The sequence below is a fragment of the Thalassospira povalilytica genome, from assembly GCF_002844235.1.
Classification (GTDB): Bacteria; Pseudomonadota; Alphaproteobacteria; order Rhodospirillales; family Thalassospiraceae; genus Thalassospira; species Thalassospira povalilytica.
Genome location: NZ_PGTS01000001.1, coordinates 254,352 through 272,496, shown reverse-complemented (window position 1 = coordinate 272,496; position 18,145 = coordinate 254,352). Strand labels below are relative to the sequence as shown.

The window sequence follows — 18,145 nt, the reverse complement described above, 5'->3', positions numbered from 1 at the left end:
ATAACCGCTTATCATTATTCGGAAATCCGCAGCCGCAAAAATGCTAGCACATTACCACATGCATTCAATCGAATTTACGCACCGTACCGGCTGATCATGTGGGCCTTGAAGGCATCAACACCAAGAGCACTTCCGGTCGCTTCTTTCAGGATTTCGTCGGTTGAACGGCTTGATGCCTGACTGTGGATATTCTGTTCAAGCCACTGCATCAGCGGACCAAACGCCCCGCGGGCCAGAGCTTCCGGGATTTCCGGATTGGCTTTTTTGGCAGCCGCAAAAATCTGTGCTGCCGCCATCGCACCAAGCGTGTAGGTCGGGAAATAACCCCATGCCCCGGACGGCCAGTGGATATCCTGCAAGCAGCCGTCGCGATCATCGGGCGGCGTGATACCAAGCAGCTTCTGCATCAGATCGTTCCAGGCACCGGGCAAATCGGCAAGCTTCATGTCCCCTTCAATCAGGGCACGTTCCAGCCGATAACGCAGGATGACATGGGCAGGATAGGTAACTTCGTCCGCATCGACCCGAATAAGCCCCGGTTCAACCCGGGTATAAAGGCGGTGCAGATTTGATGCACTCCAGGACGCATCGTCGCCGCCGAAGGCCTGTTTGAAGACAGGACCGGCATAGGTCAGGAACTCCTCGGACCGGCAGGCCTGCATTTCAACCAGAAGCGACTGGCTTTCATGCATGGTCATGCCGCGCGCCTTGCCTACCGGCTGGTTACGCCAGTCCTTGGGAAGCCCACGTTCATACATGGCATGTCCGGTTTCGTGCAGAACCCCCATGATCGCCGAGGTAAAATCATTCACATCATATCGGGTGGTGATCCGTACATCATCGGGAATACCGCCACAGAACGGATGGTGCGAAATATCAAGGCGCCCGTGGTCGAAATCGAACCCGACCGCCTTCATCAAATCCAGACCGACCTTGTTCTGGGTTTCAATCGGGAACGGGCCGGTTGGCGAGATCGGCTTTTCTTCGGCCTTCTGGCGTTCGATCACATCGGCTGTAAAGTCGGGCAGGAACGCTTCAAGTTCGGCAAACAGGCTGTCAATCCGTTCGGAACGCATCATCGGATCATATTGATCAAGCAACGCGTCATAAACCGATGTACCAAGGGCTTCGGCCTTGGCTTTTCCGGCCTCGATCGACAGATCAAGAACTTCCTGCAATTTCGGAAGCAGCCCTTTGAAGTCGTTTTCGGCGCGTGCTGTGCGCCATGCAACTTCGCAGCCGGTTTCCGCACGCGACATTTTTTCGACCAGATCAGCAGGGACCGATGTGCCATGTACCCATTCGCGTTTCATCTCCGCCAGATTGGCCTTCTGCCAGCGATCAAGATCCTCGTCTTCGGCCGCCGCCAACAGGTCCCCCATATCAGGCGCATTGATGAGCTCGTTATTCAGAACGCTTAGCGTCGCAAGCTGTTCGGAACGTGCTTCTGCGCCGCCATTTGGCATAATCGCAGCCATATCCCAATGCAGCATTCCACTGACATCGGACAACACATTCATGCGACGAAAACGGGCTTCGAGCTGTTGATATGCTTTGGTCATCGGGGCTCCTGTGCGCAGACCGGGTACGGACAACGCGCCTTTTGGTCTTTGGTAAACGGAAAATGTCGGGCAAGTGATACCCTGACAGCAGGGCAATTTCGGTGGTCAGTTTTGCGGCTGACCACCATTACGGCAGACACCGGCGATCAGGCGGCATTACCGTTGCTGTTATCTTCTTTGTTCTCAACCGGGCGGCGGTGATAGAACACGAAGATCACAATCAGCGACAGCGCAAGGCTGTACCAGGTAATCGCATATTCAAGGTGGTTGTTTGGCAGTTCGACCTTGGCCTGACCGCCAATCGGAAGCCCGCCGGGAACCTCCGTTTCGTCAAGTTCCAGATAGTATCGGCTGGCCAGTTCCGCACCGCTGTCTTCGGCCATGTGATCAACATCGACATAGAACCATTGATTGGCAAGCGCGTCGTTTTCGGGCTGTGCCCAGTGTTTGGTTTTGGGCAGACGCAGCACACCGGTGACATGTACCGGTTCTTCGATCAAACTTTCCGGGCGGGTTTTCGGATCACGATAGTCGGTCGGAACCCAACCGCGATTGACAAGAATGATGCGGCCATCTTCCTGTTCAAGCGGCGTGATCAACTGGAAACCGACATTGCCGCGCCGGGTGCGCGCCATCAGGTATTTTTCCTGATCATTCAGGTAGCGGCCTTCGGCAAAGGCGGCACGGAATGCCATATCGGGATCAACAGCTGTATCCACCGGAACCGGGATCGGCGGCAATTCGGCCTGGGCGTGGCGCTGATCAATCAGACCCTGTTTCCAGAAAAGTCTGTCCATTTGCCAGGTTCCAAGACCCAGCAGGATCACCAGAGACAATCCGACGCAAATTTTCATCGCCAGACTTGGGCGCGAAGTAAGTAAAGGCATTAACTGAAATCAGTCCTGTTGGGATGTCGATCTATGACGATATTGCAGCGCCACCATGAGACCTTTTAACGGTCGTAGCAAGACCAGTGTCACACCAACAATCACAGGGCCCCATAAAAGCGCGTGCAACCACAAAGGCGGCATATAGCGCATCTCCACCCAAAGTGCCATGGGAACGACCAGAAATCCGAGAATAAAGATCAGAAACACCGCCGGTCCATCCCCGGCATCATGTCCCCGCAAATCCAGCCCGCAGACTTCGCAACGTTCGCGAACGGTCAAATAGCCCTGAAACAATTTTCCCCCACCGCATCGGGGGCATTTGCATGCCAGCCCGGTCCGGATGGGGGAAATGTTCGGATAATAATCATCCATGATCTTTGACCCGGCAAAGCGGATCAGGGCGGCTTATTCGCCGCCCCAAATGTAAACGGCAAAGAACAGGAACAGCCACACAACGTCAACGAAGTGCCAGTACCATGCTGCTGCCTCAAGACCGAAATGATGGTCCGGCTTGAAGCCGTCCTTCATCGCGCGGACAAGGCAAACTGCCAGGAACACCGTTCCGACAAACACGTGGAAGCCGTGGAAACCGGTCGCCATGTAGAAGGTCGAAGAATAGATGTTGTCGGCAAAGCCGAATGCCGCATGGCTATATTCATAAGCCTGAAGGCACAGGAAGATTACGCCAAGGGCCACCGTCAATGCCAGGCCCTGTACCAGGTCCTTTTTCTTGCCTTCGATGATGCCATGATGCGCCCAGGTCAGGGTGCAGCCCGACAACAGCAGGATCAGGGTATTGAGGAACGGCAGATCCCAGGGATCCAGAACCTCGACACCGGCCGGCGGCCATTCGGTCACACCGGGGCTGAAGATCACAAAGGCGTTGTGGAAGAATGCCCAGAAGAAAGCGACAAAGAACATCACTTCGGATGCGATGAACAGCGACATGCCATAGCGCAGGCCGATCTGAACGACCTTGTTATGGTAAATCTTTGACTCGCTGATCACGTTGCTCCACCAACGGAACATCACAAACAGGATGCCTGCAATCCCGATTGCCGCCAGCCAGAAATCGGCCGGTGCACGATCCGAATGCATGAACATGACCATGCCACCAGTGAAAAGACCGGCCGATGCTGCCGCAACAAGCGGCCACGGGCTTGGGTCTACCAGGTGGAACGGATGTTTCTGAGCATGATCACTCATTCCTTGCCCCCCTCAATCCTTACAAAAGAAACTCAAGTTCGCTTTGTTAAACCGAGACAACAGCACCCGAAAACGGGGTCTGTCAGCCTCCCTGATCTTCATTCCCGTCCGCCGCTTCGACCGAGGCTTCTGCCTTGAAGAAGGTATAGGACAGGGTAATTGTCTTCACGTCCTGGGTATTGATGTCTTCTGCAATGGCAGGATCAACATAGAAACTGACCGGCATGTCGACGCGCTGCCCCGGTTCAAGGGTTTGCTCGTCAAAACAGAAACATGCGATCTTGTTGAAATATTGCCCCGCCTTAAGTGGTGTAACATTGTAAACCGCCTGTCCGGTGATCGGCTGGACAGACATGTTTTCGGCCATGTAATAGGCCAGATTATCTTCGCCAAGACGAACCGTGATCTCGCGCTGTTCCGGTTTGAACTGCCAGTTCAGGCCCGAATTCACATCGGCATTGAACCGCACCTTGATGGTTTTTTCAGAAACCTCGACCGGGGCCTCTGTTGCGACCTGGGTCGTGCCGCCAAAGCCGGTAACCTGGCAAAACAGTTTGTAAAGCGGGACCGACGCATAGGCCAGACCGACCATCGCACCGACAACAAACACGCAGCTAAACAGGATTTTCCTGTTCTGCGCCTTTGTTTTATCAATCGGTTTCTGATCGGTCATCGTGCCCTGGTTCCTAGCTCATCTTCAAAATCGTGATTGCAAAAAACAGAACCGCCAGACCACCAAGAATGATCAGGAAGACAAGGTTCTTCTTTTTGCGCTTGGCAAGAAACGCTTCAAGCTCGGCCTTGTTATGCTGTGCCTGTTCGCTCATGCCATAAATCCAACCAGCCAAACATCTGCAACCATCGCCCCGAACAGGACAAACAGATACAGGATGGAATATCCAAACATCTTGTGCGGTGCGCGTTCTTCAGCATCGCGCAGCACGCGGATCGCATGGCGCAGGAACAGAAGCCCGGTAAAGGCCGCCGTCGCACCATAAAAGACGCCAAGCAACCCGGTTGCCACCGGAACGAACGTTACCGGCAACAGCAAAAGGGTATAGATCAGCATCTGCTTTTTGGTTGCCGCTTCACCAGCGACCACCGGCATCATCGGCACACCGACCTTTGCGTAGTCACCGCAACGGAACAGGGCCAGGGCCCAGAAATGCGGCGGCGTCCACATAAAGATAATCATAAACAGCGCAATCGAATTCAGATCGATCCCGCCTGTCACCGACGCCCAGCCGATCATCGGGGGGAATGCCCCGGCGGCACCGCCAATGACGATATTCTGTGGTGTGCTGCGTTTCAGCCACATGGTGTAAACGAACACGTAGAACGCGATCGACACCGCCAGCAAAACAGCAGCCGCAATATTGATGGCAACCGCCATCACGGTTACCGAAACGATCGACAGCGCAATGCCCAGTGACAAGGCTTCGTCTGCCGGAACCCGCCCGGCCGGGATGGGTCGGTTCTGGGTACGTTTCATGTGGATATCGATGTCGCGGTCGTACCACATGTTAATCGAAGCAGCCGCACCGCTGGCAACAGCGATACAGGCGATTGCGACGAGTCCCAAAAACGGATGAATGGAACCCGGGGCAATCAACAGACCAACAGCACCGGTGAAAACCACAAGGGTCATCACACCGGGTTTCAGCAACGCTATATAGTCGCGCACCTCGGAAATCGGCAGCTGAGCTGCGTTTTCAAGCGCAAGGGTCTGGTCGGCAACCTGCTTGGTCATGGAACTCTGGTCTTCTCTTTTTGGGGCGGTAAGGCGCCCCCCGCAAAGCGCGGTTTGCGGGGGACTTAAACCAGTGTCACTTACTTGATACGCGGCAGTTCGTCAAAGGTATGGAACGGCGGAGGCGAGCTGACGGTCCATTCCAGGGTATCTGCCCCTTCGCCATACGGGTTTGCTTCGGCTTTCTTGCCACGGATGAAGGCATGCGCCACCACACCGAGGAAGAAGATGGTTGAAGCAAAGGAAATATAGGCACCGTAAGACGATACAAGGTTCCAGCCTGCGAACGCATCCGGGTAGTCGGCATAACGACGGGGCATGCCGGCAAGGCCCAGGAAGTGCTGCGGGAAGAAGGTCAGGTTGACGCCGATGAAGAAGAGCCAGAAATGGATCTTCGCACCAAGGTCGGAAATCTCGTATCCCGACATTTTGCTGAACCAGTAATAGAAACCGGCAAAGATCGAGAAGACCGCACCAAGCGACAGAACATAGTGGAAGTGCGCCACAACGAAATAGGTGTCATGCAGCGGCAAATCCATGCCCGAGTTGGCCAGCATCACACCTGTCACACCGCCCACAGTGAACAGGAAGATAAAGCCGATCGCCCAAAGCATCGGCGCCCGCAAGGTGATGGAACCACCCCACATGGTCGCGATCCACGAGAAAATCTTGACCCCTGTCGGCACCGCAATCACCATTGTTGCCGCGGTGAAATATGCACGGGTGTCAACATCCATGCCGACCGTATACATGTGGTGCGCCCACACGATAAAGCCGACAACACCAATCGCAACCATCGCATAAGCCATGCCGAGATAACCAAAGACCGGCTTGCGCGAGAAGGTCGAAATGATGTGGCTGATGATGCCGAAGCCCGGCAGGATCATGATGTAAACTTCCGGATGCCCGAAGAACCAGAACAGGTGCTGATACAGGATCGGGTCACCGCCACCGGCCGGATTGAAGAAGTCCGTGCCAAAGTTACGGTCGGTCAGAAGCATGGTAATCGCGCCACCCAGAACCGGCACAGCCAGCAGCAGCAGGAATGCTGTGACCAGCATCGCCCAGGCAAACAGCGGCATCTTGTGCAGGGTCATGCCCGGCGCACGCATGTTGAAAATGGTGGTGATGAAGTTCACCGCACCAAGGATCGAGCTGGCCCCTGCAAGGTGCAGGGCAAAGATCGCCATATCCACCGATGCATCGGGATGTCCGAGAACACCCGAAAGCGGCGGATAAACCGTCCAGCCGGTACCCGCGCCACTGCCAACCACAGCCGACAGCATCAGCAGGATAAAGGCCGGAACAATCAGCCAGAACGAAATGTTGTTCAAACGCGGGAACGCCATGTCGGGCGCCCCGATCATGATCGGAACGAACCAGTTGCCAAAACCGCCAATCATGGCGGGCATGACAACAAAGAACACCATGATCATGCCGTGTGCGGTCACGAGCACGTTAAAGAACTGGTGGTCTTCAATGATCTGGGTTCCCGGATGCGCCAGTTCCATACGGAACCAGACGGAAAACGCGCCACCGATCAAACCGGCGATCACTGAGAAAACAAGATAAAGCGTCCCGATATCCTTATGGTTGGTTGACAGGAACCAACGGGTAAAGAAGCCGGGGGTATGATCGTGATCATGTGTGTCAGCGTGAGCCATCAATCTCTCCCTCACTCTGCCGATGCCACTGATACCGATGACGGCAGGTCAGCAGATGCGAACTGTTCTTGGGCCTTGGCTACCCAGGCCTCGTATTCTTCCATGGTAACAGCTTTGACCGCGATCGGCATATAGGCGTGGTTCACACCGCAAAGCTCGGAACACTGACCATAGAATGTCGTACCGGCATATTCGGCCGGGATGCGGGTCCAGGTTTCATTCAGACGGCCCGGTACGGCATCAAGCTTGATGAAGAGTGACGGCATGGCCCAGTTATGGATCACGTCATCGGATGTCATGATCAGACGGATATTCTGGTCCACTGGCAGAACAACCGGATTGTCGACATCCAGAAGGCGGTTCTTGCCTTCGGCGACAGCGGTTTCTTCGTCGATCATAAGCGAATCAAAGGTGAAGTTGCCGTTATCGGGGTACTCATAGGTCCAGTACCATTGCTTGCCGATGATCTTGAGTGTCAGATCGGCATCTTCGACACGGTCTGCGAAATACAGCAGACGGAACGACGGGATCGCAATGACAAGGAGGATAAGAACCGGAACAACCGTCCAGACCACTTCAAGAAGGGTGTGGTGCGTTGTTTTCGACGGCACCGGATTGCGTTTCGCACTGAAGCGGAAAAGCACATAAAGCAGCAGCAAAAGAACGATCACGGTAATGATCGTCATCAGCCACGTCAGCAAAATAAAGAATTCATGGCCTTCGACAGCCACAGGCGAAACCGGCTCCTGCAGCCCAAGCTGCCATGGCTCGGGTTGTCCAACAGCAAGTGCTGAACTGTCAAACCCGACGAGTACCGCCAATCCCAACAGAAAGATGGGAAATAGCTTCTTGATCGACATGCGAATCTGCCCCCTCGCATTACATCTCAAGGCGATATGCCTCAATCGTCTCTGCCTCTGATCCTGCGATGGCTGATCCGATATATATCGCCCCCTCTCAAGGACATTATCACGTCTCAACCAAAGATTACCAACAGATCAGACCAGAGCATTTCCTCTGACATATCTTATTCTTAATAAGCCTGCACCCGAAAGTACATCTGTAAGGCAGGCAAATAGCGTATCTTCGACACCTGTTCCAGAAAAAACCTCGCTGCGATGCACAAAAAATGTATTTGATAACACCTCAAATTATCGCTCTGGTTTCACTAAAAACGTTCGAAAATACCCACCCTTAGATAGAAAAACCGCCATTCCGGTCAGACATGATCTGTGCGACCGTGAATTGCTGCCATGCAATATAATCAGAAAGTCAGTTTAAAATCCCTTCAACCAATGGATAAAGCATCCGCGCGATCGGCTGCCATGCCAAAAGCGGTGTTTTGTTCCATCCTGCCGCTACGTCATATTGAAGTTTGCTTTTGCGACACCAGATTACGACGGATCAAACGGGTAAGCGCCTGTTTGGGAACGCGATTCGCAATTCGGTCCCGTTGACCCGGCAATGATGGCTCCTGTGCGGAAATCACAGTCAGACACCTTGAAACACAGGGAAATTGTCGCATATCAGATAAATGAATTTGGTTGGCGTGATATGCTTTGCGGACTATTCTACCCAAACGTATGCATCCTGCCCCTCATCCGTAGTAATTCACTTCGCAACGCGGCTCACCGGATGCCGACAGATAAAAGACAGAGGTTCGCCAATGGCACGTCAAGGCAGCAAAAGACTTTTTACCGCCGAGATGCGGCTTCTCAACAAGCTTGAGAACATGAGCGACATGGTCGCTTTCCCGACCGAGATGCCAACGGACGGCCAGGGTGGTGGTAGCGCGGATGTTTCATCGCTGCATACCGCGATCGAGGACCTCAAGCTTGAACTGCTTGCCGACATTCGCATCATGATCGAGGAGCAGAAAAAGGCCAATGCCCGTCCGACCGACAGCGAACAGGAAGATGCGCGAACCGAATTGCGACTTCTGAAAACCGAAATTCGCGCACTGGCCAACTCGATCCAGGAAACCAAACGCGAAATCGCAGCCCTTTATACCGCGCCCGAAGACAGCAGCGGCACGCGTATCAATATCGTGAAGGGTGAACTTGATTCGGTTGTTGCCGCGACCGAGGACGCAACGGCAAACATCCTTGAAACCGTCGAAAAAATTGATGCAGTTGCCCACAATATCCGCTCGGCTGCCCCGGATGAATATACCCAGGGTCTGGCAGACGACATCGTGGAGCTGGTGGTCAAGGTGTTTGAATCCTGTAACTTCCAGGACCTGACCGGCCAGCGCATTACCAAGGTCGTCAATACCATGAAATATATCGAGGAACGCGTAAACCGCGTGATCGAGATCTGGGGCGATGACGACTTCGGCGAATTTGATCTGCCCGCCGATCCCAAAGGGCTCGATAACCTCGATAAGACTGTCACCAAGGCACCGCAAAACGCCGAACGTGTCAGCCAGGACGAAGTCGATCAGATCTTCTCACAGGAAGAAATCGACGCCCTGTTCGACTGATCAGGGACAGAGCAAACAAAAACAACAAAGCCTGCCAAACTGGCAGGCTTTTTTTTTGCGAAATCTCTGTGGTTACTCTGATCCCGGCCATGATTGGCGCATTGGAAAGGATCAGGCGTGTCCGGCTTCGCCCGACAGCAATTCGGGGGCAAAGCCCAGCTTGGAAAAGGCCTGTTCCCATTTGTCTTCGCAGTCGACATCAAACAGAAGATCCGGGTCGGCATCCACATGAAGCCATCCGTTGGCAAGGATTTCGCTTTCAAGTTGGCCACTGCGCCAACCGGCATATCCAAGTGCGAGAATGCGGCTTTTGGGGCCTTCGCCCAAAGCAATCTGTTCAAGAATATCAACCGTCGCCGTCACCGAAACACCCGGATCGACATGCAGGGTTGCCTCGTTCGAGAAATCGGTGGAATGCAGGACAAAGCCCCGGCTGCTTTCAACCGGCCCGCCAAAATGGACCTGGATGTCTTCGATGGTGGGCGCAGGCCGGGCAATGCCAAGCTGCTCAAGAAGTTCGGGGAATGTGATGCTGTCAATCACACGGTTGATGACAAGTCCCATCGCCCCGTCCTGGTTATGTGCGCAGATATAGACAACACTTTGCGAAAAACGCGGATCACGCATGCCGGGCATCGCCACCAGCAGCTTCCCACCAAGATATTCGCCTGTATCGATACGCTCAGCCATCTCGTAACTCTTTCTGTCCTGTTTCATCAAGCCTAGCGCGATTGGTGTTCCATTACCATCAAGAACCCCGGAAAGGGCGACATAATATGCATTTCAAAAGCCCTTTCCACCTATTGAAGATGTAGGAACGCAAAGGCCGGATCGCCAACTTTTTTCGCGAAACTTTGATCGCCCAAAGCCCGCAAATTCGGGCGATGACCGATCATGAATGATAAACCGGTCACATAGTCGTGGCTTGATTTGATCGCCACAGAGGATTACGCCTTCAAGTCAAAGATATCTGCCCATATTGCGCCACATCGGCGGTGCAATCTCGGGATACCGAATATCGGCAATTCAAGGACCAAGACGTGCTGCGCCACCTGATCATTCGTTTTACAGTTCTTTTTGCGGTGACGATCCTGTCCGTCAGTTCGTTTGGCACCGCCAATGCGGCACAGGATATGACGACCGCCTGGACCGATGAGGATTTTGCATCGGTTCGCCTGATCAGTGCCCAAACCCGCACAAACGGCTCAGACACATTGCGTCTGGGGCTTGAATTCGAATTGCAGCCGGACTGGAAAATCTATTGGCGCAGTGCCGGCGATGCCGGGTTCCCGCCGCAACTTGACTGGACCGGATCGGAAAATATTGGCGATGCCACCATCCTGTGGCCGGCCCCTCACCGATTTTCGATCTTCGGGCTGGAAACATTCGGCTATAAAAACCAGATCATTCTGCCGATTGATGTTGCCATTCCCAACCCGGACCAGCCGGTATCCGTCCGGCTGAATGTGGATTATCTGGTTTGCAGTGACATCTGCATCCCGGCAAGTGCGAACTTCAATCTCGACATTCCGGCGATCGCAGCCGATAGCAGCGCGTCCGTTGCCAGCAATCAGGCCCATCAGATCGAAAAGTTCGTTTCGCGCGTACCGTTGCGGGGTACGGACCTTCCGATCTCGGTCAACAGCATTACAGCGCAAAGCGGATCTGAACAGCCGGTTTTGCGTCTTGGCATTTCGGGCCTTACCGATGCCGACGTCAGCGTTGATGACATTCTGATTGAAAGCGATCTGCGTGCCGGGTTCGGGATGCCAACAGCGGTTTCGCAGCCAGAAGGATCATCATCGGGCCTGTCATATTTCGAATTACCTGTCTTCGGGCTTGCGGACGGGCAGTCTCTTGATCAGGCCGCCCTGACCGTCACCGTGATTGCCGGGCCGCTGTCTATTGAACAACCCGTCACGGTTGGAACCGTCAAATCCTTGACCGCATCGAGCCAGATAGGCGCATCACCGGCGGACACCACCAGTATCTGGCTGATCGCGATATTTGCCCTTTTGGGTGGGCTTATTTTGAATGTGATGCCCTGTGTGTTGCCAGTTCTGTCGATCAAGGTCATGTCCGTGATCAATATGCGGGCCGAGGATACCAAGCATGTCCGATCGGGATTCCTGGCCAGTGCAGCCGGGATCGTAACGTCTTTCTGGCTGATTGCCGCCGCCCTGGTCGCGATCAAGCTGGCGGGGGGATCAATCGGCTGGGGCATTCAGTTCCAGCAGCCACTGTTCCTGACCGTGATGACAATCATCCTTGCGGTATTTGCCCTGAATATGTGGGGACTGTTTGAGATTTCCGGTCCCAGCGAACTTGGCAACGTGGCAAATGATGCCATTACCGACCAGCAAAGCCGTGGCCGCCATCTGAGCAGCCACTTCCTGACCGGCATGTTTGCCACCTTGCTGGCAACGCCGTGTTCGGCACCATTTCTTGGAACGGCAATCGGCTTTGCGCTGGCTGGCAGCCTGTTTGACATTTTTCTGATTTTCACCCTGCTTGGTGTCGGACTTGCCCTGCCCTATCTTGCCATTGCGATCCGGCCCGGTGTTGCACGCCTTCTGCCCAAACCCGGACGCTGGATGAATGTGGTCAAGATTGTTCTGGGTCTGGCGCTGATCGGAACAGCCATCTGGCTTCTGGGTATTCTTTCTGTCCAGATCGGGTTTGGCGGCGCCATTGCGGTCGGTGGCGGACTTGTTGCTGGCAGTCTGTTTGTATGGGCACGTTCGCGCACAGAAAAATTGCGTCCGCGCTTTGCCTTTACGGCACTTGCAGTGACCGGATTTCTGGTCGCGCTGTTTGCCCCGGGATTTGCCAAACCGCCGCAACAGGCAACCGTGGCCCGCAGCAATGGTCAGCTTGAATGGCAGGCATTTGCCCCCGACACCATTCCAGCATTGATTGCAAATGGCAAAACGGTTCTGGTCGATGTTACTGCCGAATGGTGCGTGACCTGTCAGGTCAACAAGAAGCTGGTGCTTGAAACATCCGAAGTTGCCCGGGCACTTGGTGCAGACAATGTGGTGTTGATGCAGGCTGACTGGACTCGCCCGGATCAGGAAATCGCGGATTATCTGGCCTCCTATGGCCGGTTTGGCATTCCATTCAATGCGGTATTTGGCCCGGATGCCCCGGACGGCATTCTTCTTTCCGAGTTGCTAAGCGTTGATGCCGTCCTGGATGCGCTGCAAAAGGCAGGGGCCGGTGACGGGGCCAAGATCGCAAAAGGCGGTGCGTAATCACATTTGTTTGCGACCATGCATGATCGCCATCATGCATCGGCCTGAATCAAAGTTCCTAAAAACTCTGTTCGATGGCATTGAATGTCCTGCGAATTTGGTGTTTGATTCAGGTCCAAGAGTTCCACCGCGCAGTCAACGGGATTGCGCCATCAAACGGAGATACCCATGACCATCACAGTCGGCAACGAGATCCCGGACGTTACCCTGTTCCGCGCGACCAGTGACGGCCCCGAAGCTGTCAATTCCAAGGAATTCTTCGCAGGCCGCAAAGTGGTCCTGTTTGCAGTGCCGGGCGCCTATACCCCGACCTGTTCGGCAAAGCATCTGCCGGGCTTTGTTGCCAAGGCTGACGAGATCAAGGCAAAGGGTGTTGATGAAATCGCCTGCCTGGCATCGAACGATGCCTTTGTACTTCAGGCATGGTCGGTAAGCGAAAAGGCCGACAACATCACCATGCTGTCGGACGGTGATCTGTCATTTGTTGATGCCACCGGCCTTGAACTTGATCTTACCGGTCGTGGCCTTGGCAAACGCGCCAACCGTTTTGCCATGATCGTCGATAACGGCAAAGTCACCCATCTTGCTGTTGAAGAACCCGGTGTGTTCGAAGTTTCCAGCGCAGAAGCGGTTCTTGAGAAACTCTGATCCGATCCGGTCGATCTGATCACCACAACAGAGAAAGCTCCGCAGATACCTGCGGAGCTTTTCTTTTTCATGCAATATGACAGACGATCATGCCCGCGCGACTAGCGCGGCAAAAGAACCGGGATCGGATCTTCGCTTTCGTCGTAATCACATTCAAAGGTCGGATTGGTGTGTTTTGCAATGAAATGCACAACGCCCTCGCGGAAGTTGCCCTTGATCGGCGACCAGCTCATGAAGACGCCACCACGGCCGTCATATTCACGAATGTCCGGATCGCGCATCAGTTCGGCAAAACTGTGCCCCAAATCCTCTGTCGCGCCGGCAACCAGCCATGATGGCTTCAGACCGCCATGCCACAACAGATAAACCCCGCCGACACCATCCAGACCGAGCTCCTTGATGTCGTCGATCATGAACAGGCGGTAATATTCTCCGCGCGGGCTCTTTCGCCATTTGATATCCTGAGCCTTAGGCTGGCGAATAGCACCAAGAGACCAAAATCCCATAGCAACCTCCAAGCACGCCAAAACGCGTGCAACCGTGTGTTACACGCATCCCAACAACGCTTCTTATTCTTATAGGTGTAAACCTATCCCAACATATGTAAACGATTAGTTGACGTCAGATCCTTAGTCACGGCCGTCAACCTTCTTCTTCGGAAGGATCGTGTACGTCTGTTACCGCAAATATAGGAATAAAAACAAGAAATTCATCCCTAATCGAACAATTTGTCGATGTCGTCCTGACTGATGCCTTCGCCCTCAAGTTGCGGACCATTCAACAAATCGGCATCTTCGACCGGATTGTCCTTTTCAGAACTTTCGGGAACCGGAAGGTCTGCAAATGCATCCTCGCCCCAGATCAGGATCATGTTGTGGACGCGTTCTTCGACGAATTCGAGTGTGCGCACAACCTTGTTGATGCGCTGTCCGGTAATGTCCTGGAAATTACAGGATTCAAAGATTTTGGTAACGATAAAGGCAATCTGTTCAACGTGATCGGCCACGAATTCGCTTGGTGCGGAATTCTTCAGCGTCATCGCCAGATCATCAATCTGTTCGGCAGATTCCAGAATGGTGTGGGTTGCCATTTCGGTATCTTTGACAATGGCATCAAGTTCGGAAGCCGCACTGATCAGACGGTCATCAGACGCCTTTGGATGACGTAGCGACGCGATCTGGATCTTTGCCTTGTGAATATGTTCGTTCATTTCTGCGATCTGGGTCCGGATCAGTTCCAGATCATCGCGGTCGGGCTCGGAAGCACCGGGACGGTTGCTGTGGGTGAAGTTGCTTGAAACCGGATCGGGCAGTTCGTCAACCGGCGCATCATTTGAGGCCACCGGTGCTGCGGCAACCGCATCTGCATTGATGGTTCCGCCCGACGCCACCGCTTCACGCAATTGCGATACTTCCCCACGCAGCGCGCGGATTTCATCAAGAACAGCCTGTGTCAGTTCAGACGGTTCCGCAGCCGGCTTTGGCGATGGCAGGGATGCCGACATTGCGTCGCCTGCACCCATTCCGCTTTCAAGCGTCGGATCGAAAAAGGAATCCGACCAATCTTCAACGACCCCACCTGTTCGCTCTTTTAACCGACGTTCTGCAGTAAACACCTTCTGAACACGACGCGACATGATCGACTTCAAACCTCCAGAACGGGCAAGGCCCATTCACCAAATCCCCAAACGCACCGTTTGACGGTGTCGTTCATTACCTTTCGAACAAGTATAAGGGTGCAGATTGCAACAAGTCCAATGTGTTTCAAGTACAAGTCCTTGAAAAAGAACACCCCGGCGATTGGCCGGGGTGTTCGCAAACAGGTAGTAGCGTTGTGTATCAAGCCGTTTCCGGTTGCCAGCGCAAAACAGGCTTACGCGCAGCCGCCGTTTCATCAAGACGGCGACGCGGGGTCAGATACGGCGCATTCTTGAAGAATTCGGCATCACCCGACTCGGCTTTTGCCACCAGTGACAATACCGCATCACAGAACTGATCGATCGATTCCTTGGTTTCGGTTTCGGTCGGTTCAATCAGCAATGCCCCATGAACCACCAGCGGGAAATACATGGTCATCGGGTGGAACCCTTCGTCGATGATCGCCTTGGCCAGATCCAGTGTCGAAACACCGGTATCCTTAAGGAAGCTGTCATCAAACAGGGCTTCATGCATGCAATAGCCCGGGAAAGCCACGCTGAGCTTTTCCTTGAGACGTGCGAGAAGATAGTTGGCATTCAGAACCGCATCACCGGATGCCTGACGCAGACCATCTGCACCGTGACTCTTCATATAAGTCAAAGCACGGATGAACATGCCCATCTGACCATGGAAACCCTTCAGACGGCCAAACGGCTTCATGCCGTCATTTTCGTCTGCGGTTTCAACCAGATGGAAGCCGTTTTCATTGCGCACGACATAGGGGATCGGCGCATAGGGTGCCAATGCCTCGGAAAACACAACCGGCCCGGAACCCGGTCCACCGCCGCCATGCGGGGTCGAGAAGGTCTTGTGCAGGTTGATATGCATCGCATCAATGCCAAGATCGGCCGGGCGAACACGACCGACAATGGCGTTGAAGTTCGCACCATCGCAATAGAAGTAACCGCCTGCTGCATGCACCAGATCGGCAATCTTGCGCACGTCACGTTCAAACAGACCACAGGTATTCGGGTTGGTCAGCATGATGCCAGCCACATCGTCGCCAAGCTTGGCTTCGAATGCGGCCAAATCGACACGGCCGTCTTCGGTTGCCGGGATCGAGTCCACGGTAAAGCCACAAGCAGCAGCCGTTGCCGGGTTGGTTCCATGTGCGGATTCCGGCACCAGAACACGACGACGGTTTTCACCGCGCGCATCAAGGGCGGCACGGATCGCCATCATGCCACACAGTTCACCCTGTGCACCGGCCGCCGGTGACATGGATACCGCCGGCATGCCGGTCAGAACCAACAACCAGTGCGCACAGGTATCAATCAGTTCCAGGGCACCCTGAACGGTGCTTTCGGGCTGCATCGGATGAAGGTCGGAAAGGCCGGGCAAACGCGCGACTTTTTCGTTCAGACGCGGGTTATGCTTCATGGTGCACGATCCCAGCGGGAAGAAGCCGGAATCAATACCGAAGTTTTTCTGCGACAGGCGCGTAAAGTGACGCACCACCTGCGGCTCGGACAGGCCCGGAAGGCCGACATTGCTGTCACGGTCAAGACCGCCAAGACGCGACTTGGTTCCTTTGGGTTCCGGAAGATCAACACCGGTGCGGCCCGGCTGACCCTGTTCAAAGATCAACTTTTCTTCCAGAACAAGTCCACGGTTGCCGGTATGGGTTGCGAACGTCATGCCAGCACCTCCTTCAATGCGCCCGCAAGGGCAGCGATATCTTCGTCGGTATTGGTTTCGGTAACCGCAACCAGAAGGTAGTTATCAAGATCCGAACGGTTCGGATAAAGACGCGACAGCGGAACACCGCCCAGAACGCCTTTGGCAACCAGTGCTTCGACCACCTCGGCCGCCGGCTTGGTCAGCTTGACGGTGAATTCGTTAAAGAAGCTGTCATTGACCACCGATGCACCCGGAACCGCGTCAATCGCGTCTGCGGCCTTGCAGGCATTTTCATGGTTCAACGTTGCCAGACGGCGATAACCGTCTTCGCCAAGCAGGCTCATATGCACCGTGAATGCCAGCGAACACAGGCCCGAGTTGGTGCAAATGTTCGAGGTCGCCTTTTCACGACGGATATGCTGTTCACGGGTCGAAAGGGTCAGAACAAAGCCACGCTTGCCGTCCTGATCAACCGTTTCACCACAAAGACGACCCGGCATCTGACGGACCAGTTTCTGGGTGGTGGCGAACAGGCCGACATACGGCCCGCCATAGTTCAGGGCGTTACCGATCGACTGACCTTCGCCGCAAACGATATCTGCGCCAAAGCTGCCCGGTGATTTGATCGCACCGAATGCAACTGCTTCGGTAAAGACAACAACCAGAAGCGCGCCCTTGGCATGGCAAAGATCGGCAAGACGGGTGTGGTCCTGAATGCGGCCAAAAACGTCCGGATACTGAACAACCACACAGGCGGTCTGATCATCGATCAGTTCGCCAAGTTCTTCGACCGTTGCCTGCTGTTCGGGGTTGCCATCACGTCCGGTAACTTCGGTATCGCTATACTGGCAATAGGTTTCGGTCACTTCGCGATAATGCGGGTGCAGACCACCCGACAGAACAGCCTTTTTGCGACGGGTCGCACGGCAGGCCATCAGAACGGCTTCGGCACAGGACGTTGCGCCATCCCACATCGATGCGTTTGCCACATCCATGCCGGTGATCGATGCCACCTGGGTCTGGAATTCGAACAGATACTGCAACGTACCCTGTGCGATTTCCGGCTGATAGGGCGTATAGGCCGTCAGGAATTCACCACGCTGAATGACATAGTCAACCGTCGCAGGAACATGGTGGCGATAGGCACCGGCACCCAGGAAACTTGGCGCACTTGAAGTACCGATATTTTTGGCCGCCAGTGCCTGCATGTCGCGTTCGACCTGCATTTCACCGAGATGATGCGGCAGGTCAACCGGCGCATCAAGCAACGCGCCTTCGGGCACGTCACTGTAAAGTTCATCAACCGATGACGCCCCGATGGTTTCAAGCATCGCGGCGCGATCAGCACGTGTCAGGGGAAGATAACGCATAC

General features: G+C 54.4%; 17 protein-coding genes. 3 read left to right on the top strand and 14 right to left on the bottom strand.

The window, feature by feature from the left end; translation table 11 throughout:
- Nucleotides 1–74: 74 nt before the first annotated feature.
- The 9 genes from CU041_RS01095 to coxB form a co-directional block, all read right to left on the bottom strand.
- Nucleotides 75–1,562: a carboxypeptidase M32 gene (locus CU041_RS01095; protein WP_101245420.1), complete on the bottom strand. Its 1,488-nt coding sequence runs from the start codon at nt 1,560–1,562 to the stop codon at nt 75–77.
- A 146-nt stretch (nt 1,563–1,708) separates the two neighbouring features.
- Nucleotides 1,709–2,449 carry an SURF1 family protein gene (locus tag CU041_RS01090; RefSeq protein ID WP_101245419.1) on the bottom strand — a complete coding sequence of 247 codons (741 nt, stop codon included), beginning with the start codon at nt 2,447–2,449 and terminating at the stop codon, nt 1,709–1,711.
- Between the two features lie 9 nt (nt 2,450–2,458).
- Nucleotides 2,459–2,824 (bottom strand): DUF983 domain-containing protein, encoded by a 366-nt coding sequence (locus tag CU041_RS01085; RefSeq protein ID WP_101245418.1) that lies wholly within the window; start codon nt 2,822–2,824, stop codon nt 2,459–2,461.
- A 33-nt stretch (nt 2,825–2,857) separates the two neighbouring features.
- Nucleotides 2,858–3,658 carry a cytochrome c oxidase subunit 3 gene (locus tag CU041_RS01080; RefSeq protein ID WP_101245417.1) on the bottom strand — a complete coding sequence of 267 codons (801 nt, stop codon included), beginning with the start codon at nt 3,656–3,658 and terminating at the stop codon, nt 2,858–2,860.
- Nucleotides 3,659–3,740: 82 nt separating this feature from the next.
- Nucleotides 3,741–4,331: a cytochrome c oxidase assembly protein gene (locus CU041_RS01075; RefSeq protein ID WP_101245416.1), complete on the bottom strand. Its 591-nt coding sequence runs from the start codon at nt 4,329–4,331 to the stop codon at nt 3,741–3,743.
- Nucleotides 4,332–4,344: 13 nt separating this feature from the next.
- Nucleotides 4,345–4,485, bottom strand: a complete 141-nt coding sequence (locus tag CU041_RS20515; protein WP_170310068.1) for a hypothetical protein — start codon at nt 4,483–4,485, stop codon at nt 4,345–4,347.
- On the bottom strand, nt 4,482–5,408 hold the full coding sequence (locus tag CU041_RS01070; RefSeq protein ID WP_101245415.1) for a heme o synthase: 927 nt from the start codon (nt 5,406–5,408) through the stop codon (nt 4,482–4,484). The genes CU041_RS20515 and CU041_RS01070 overlap by 4 nt, the downstream gene beginning before the upstream one ends.
- An 80-nt stretch (nt 5,409–5,488) precedes the next feature.
- Nucleotides 5,489–7,072 carry a cytochrome c oxidase subunit I gene (ctaD, locus tag CU041_RS01065; protein ID WP_101245414.1) on the bottom strand — a complete coding sequence of 528 codons (1,584 nt, stop codon included), beginning with the start codon at nt 7,070–7,072 and terminating at the stop codon, nt 5,489–5,491.
- An 11-nt stretch (nt 7,073–7,083) separates the two neighbouring features.
- Complete coding sequence (gene coxB / locus CU041_RS01060; RefSeq protein ID WP_101245413.1) at nt 7,084–7,932, bottom strand: cytochrome c oxidase subunit II; 849 nt, start codon at nt 7,930–7,932, stop codon at nt 7,084–7,086.
- Nucleotides 7,933–8,738: 806 nt separating this feature from the next.
- Here coxB and CU041_RS01055 point away from each other — a divergent pair.
- Entirely contained in the window at nt 8,739–9,554 is an 816-nt protein-coding gene (locus CU041_RS01055; RefSeq protein WP_170310067.1) for a hypothetical protein, read from the top strand.
- A 111-nt stretch (nt 9,555–9,665) separates the two neighbouring features.
- Here CU041_RS01055 and CU041_RS01050 read toward each other — a convergent pair whose 3' ends face one another.
- The gene (locus CU041_RS01050; protein ID WP_101245412.1) at nt 9,666–10,244 is read right to left on the bottom strand and encodes a YqgE/AlgH family protein; all 579 of its coding nucleotides are present in this window, start codon (nt 10,242–10,244) and stop codon (nt 9,666–9,668) included.
- 350 nt (nt 10,245–10,594) lie between these two features.
- Between CU041_RS01050 and CU041_RS01045 the strand changes: the two genes are divergently transcribed.
- On the top strand, nt 10,595–12,808 hold the full coding sequence (locus CU041_RS01045; RefSeq protein ID WP_101245411.1) for a protein-disulfide reductase DsbD family protein: 2,214 nt from the start codon (nt 10,595–10,597) through the stop codon (nt 12,806–12,808).
- 168 nt (nt 12,809–12,976) lie between these two features.
- Complete coding sequence (locus CU041_RS01040; RefSeq protein ID WP_101245410.1) at nt 12,977–13,456, top strand: peroxiredoxin; 480 nt, start codon at nt 12,977–12,979, stop codon at nt 13,454–13,456.
- A 101-nt stretch (nt 13,457–13,557) separates the two neighbouring features.
- Here CU041_RS01040 and CU041_RS01035 read toward each other — a convergent pair whose 3' ends face one another.
- The 4 genes from CU041_RS01035 to gcvPA all read right to left on the bottom strand — a co-directional run bounded on the left by CU041_RS01035 (nt 13,558) and on the right by gcvPA (nt 18,143).
- Nucleotides 13,558–13,962 carry a hypothetical protein gene (locus CU041_RS01035; protein ID WP_228194580.1) on the bottom strand — a complete coding sequence of 135 codons (405 nt, stop codon included), beginning with the start codon at nt 13,960–13,962 and terminating at the stop codon, nt 13,558–13,560.
- A 209-nt stretch (nt 13,963–14,171) separates the two neighbouring features.
- Complete coding sequence (locus CU041_RS01030; protein WP_233432966.1) at nt 14,172–14,978, bottom strand: protein phosphatase CheZ; 807 nt, start codon at nt 14,976–14,978, stop codon at nt 14,172–14,174.
- A gap of 316 nt (nt 14,979–15,294) precedes the next feature.
- Nucleotides 15,295–16,791 (bottom strand): aminomethyl-transferring glycine dehydrogenase subunit GcvPB, encoded by a 1,497-nt coding sequence (gene gcvPB, locus CU041_RS01025; RefSeq protein WP_101245408.1) that lies wholly within the window; start codon nt 16,789–16,791, stop codon nt 15,295–15,297.
- Nucleotides 16,788–18,143, bottom strand: coding sequence for an aminomethyl-transferring glycine dehydrogenase subunit GcvPA (gene gcvPA / locus CU041_RS01020; protein WP_101245407.1), 1,356 nt, complete (start codon nt 18,141–18,143; stop codon nt 16,788–16,790). The genes gcvPB and gcvPA overlap by 4 nt, the downstream gene beginning before the upstream one ends.
- Between the last annotated feature and the right edge of the window lie 2 nt (nt 18,144–18,145).

Coding starts and splice junctions, on each gene's coding strand:
- gcvPA (WP_101245407.1), bottom strand. CDS start 18,143: ATGCGTTATCTTCCCCTGACACGTGCTGATCGCGCCGCGATGCTTGAA.
- CU041_RS01080 (WP_101245417.1), bottom strand. CDS start 3,658: ATGAGTGATCATGCTCAGAAACATCCGTTCCACCTGGTAGACCCAAGC.
- CU041_RS01055 (WP_170310067.1), top strand. CDS start 8,739: ATGGCACGTCAAGGCAGCAAAAGACTTTTTACCGCCGAGATGCGGCTT.
- CU041_RS01030 (WP_233432966.1), bottom strand. CDS start 14,978: ATGGGTGCAGGCGACGCAATGTCGGCATCCCTGCCATCGCCAAAGCCG.
- coxB (WP_101245413.1), bottom strand. CDS start 7,932: ATGTCGATCAAGAAGCTATTTCCCATCTTTCTGTTGGGATTGGCGGTA.
- CU041_RS01040 (WP_101245410.1), top strand. CDS start 12,977: ATGACCATCACAGTCGGCAACGAGATCCCGGACGTTACCCTGTTCCGC.
- CU041_RS01095 (WP_101245420.1), bottom strand. CDS start 1,562: ATGACCAAAGCATATCAACAGCTCGAAGCCCGTTTTCGTCGCATGAAT.
- CU041_RS01075 (WP_101245416.1), bottom strand. CDS start 4,331: ATGACCGATCAGAAACCGATTGATAAAACAAAGGCGCAGAACAGGAAA.
- CU041_RS01085 (WP_101245418.1), bottom strand. CDS start 2,824: ATGGATGATTATTATCCGAACATTTCCCCCATCCGGACCGGGCTGGCA.
- CU041_RS01090 (WP_101245419.1), bottom strand. CDS start 2,449: ATGCCTTTACTTACTTCGCGCCCAAGTCTGGCGATGAAAATTTGCGTC.
- ctaD (WP_101245414.1), bottom strand. CDS start 7,072: ATGGCTCACGCTGACACACATGATCACGATCATACCCCCGGCTTCTTT.
- CU041_RS20515 (WP_170310068.1), bottom strand. CDS start 4,485: ATGAGCGAACAGGCACAGCATAACAAGGCCGAGCTTGAAGCGTTTCTT.
- CU041_RS01050 (WP_101245412.1), bottom strand. CDS start 10,244: ATGGCTGAGCGTATCGATACAGGCGAATATCTTGGTGGGAAGCTGCTG.
- gcvPB (WP_101245408.1), bottom strand. CDS start 16,791: ATGACGTTCGCAACCCATACCGGCAACCGTGGACTTGTTCTGGAAGAA.
- CU041_RS01070 (WP_101245415.1), bottom strand. CDS start 5,408: ATGACCAAGCAGGTTGCCGACCAGACCCTTGCGCTTGAAAACGCAGCT.
- CU041_RS01035 (WP_228194580.1), bottom strand. CDS start 13,962: ATGGGATTTTGGTCTCTTGGTGCTATTCGCCAGCCTAAGGCTCAGGAT.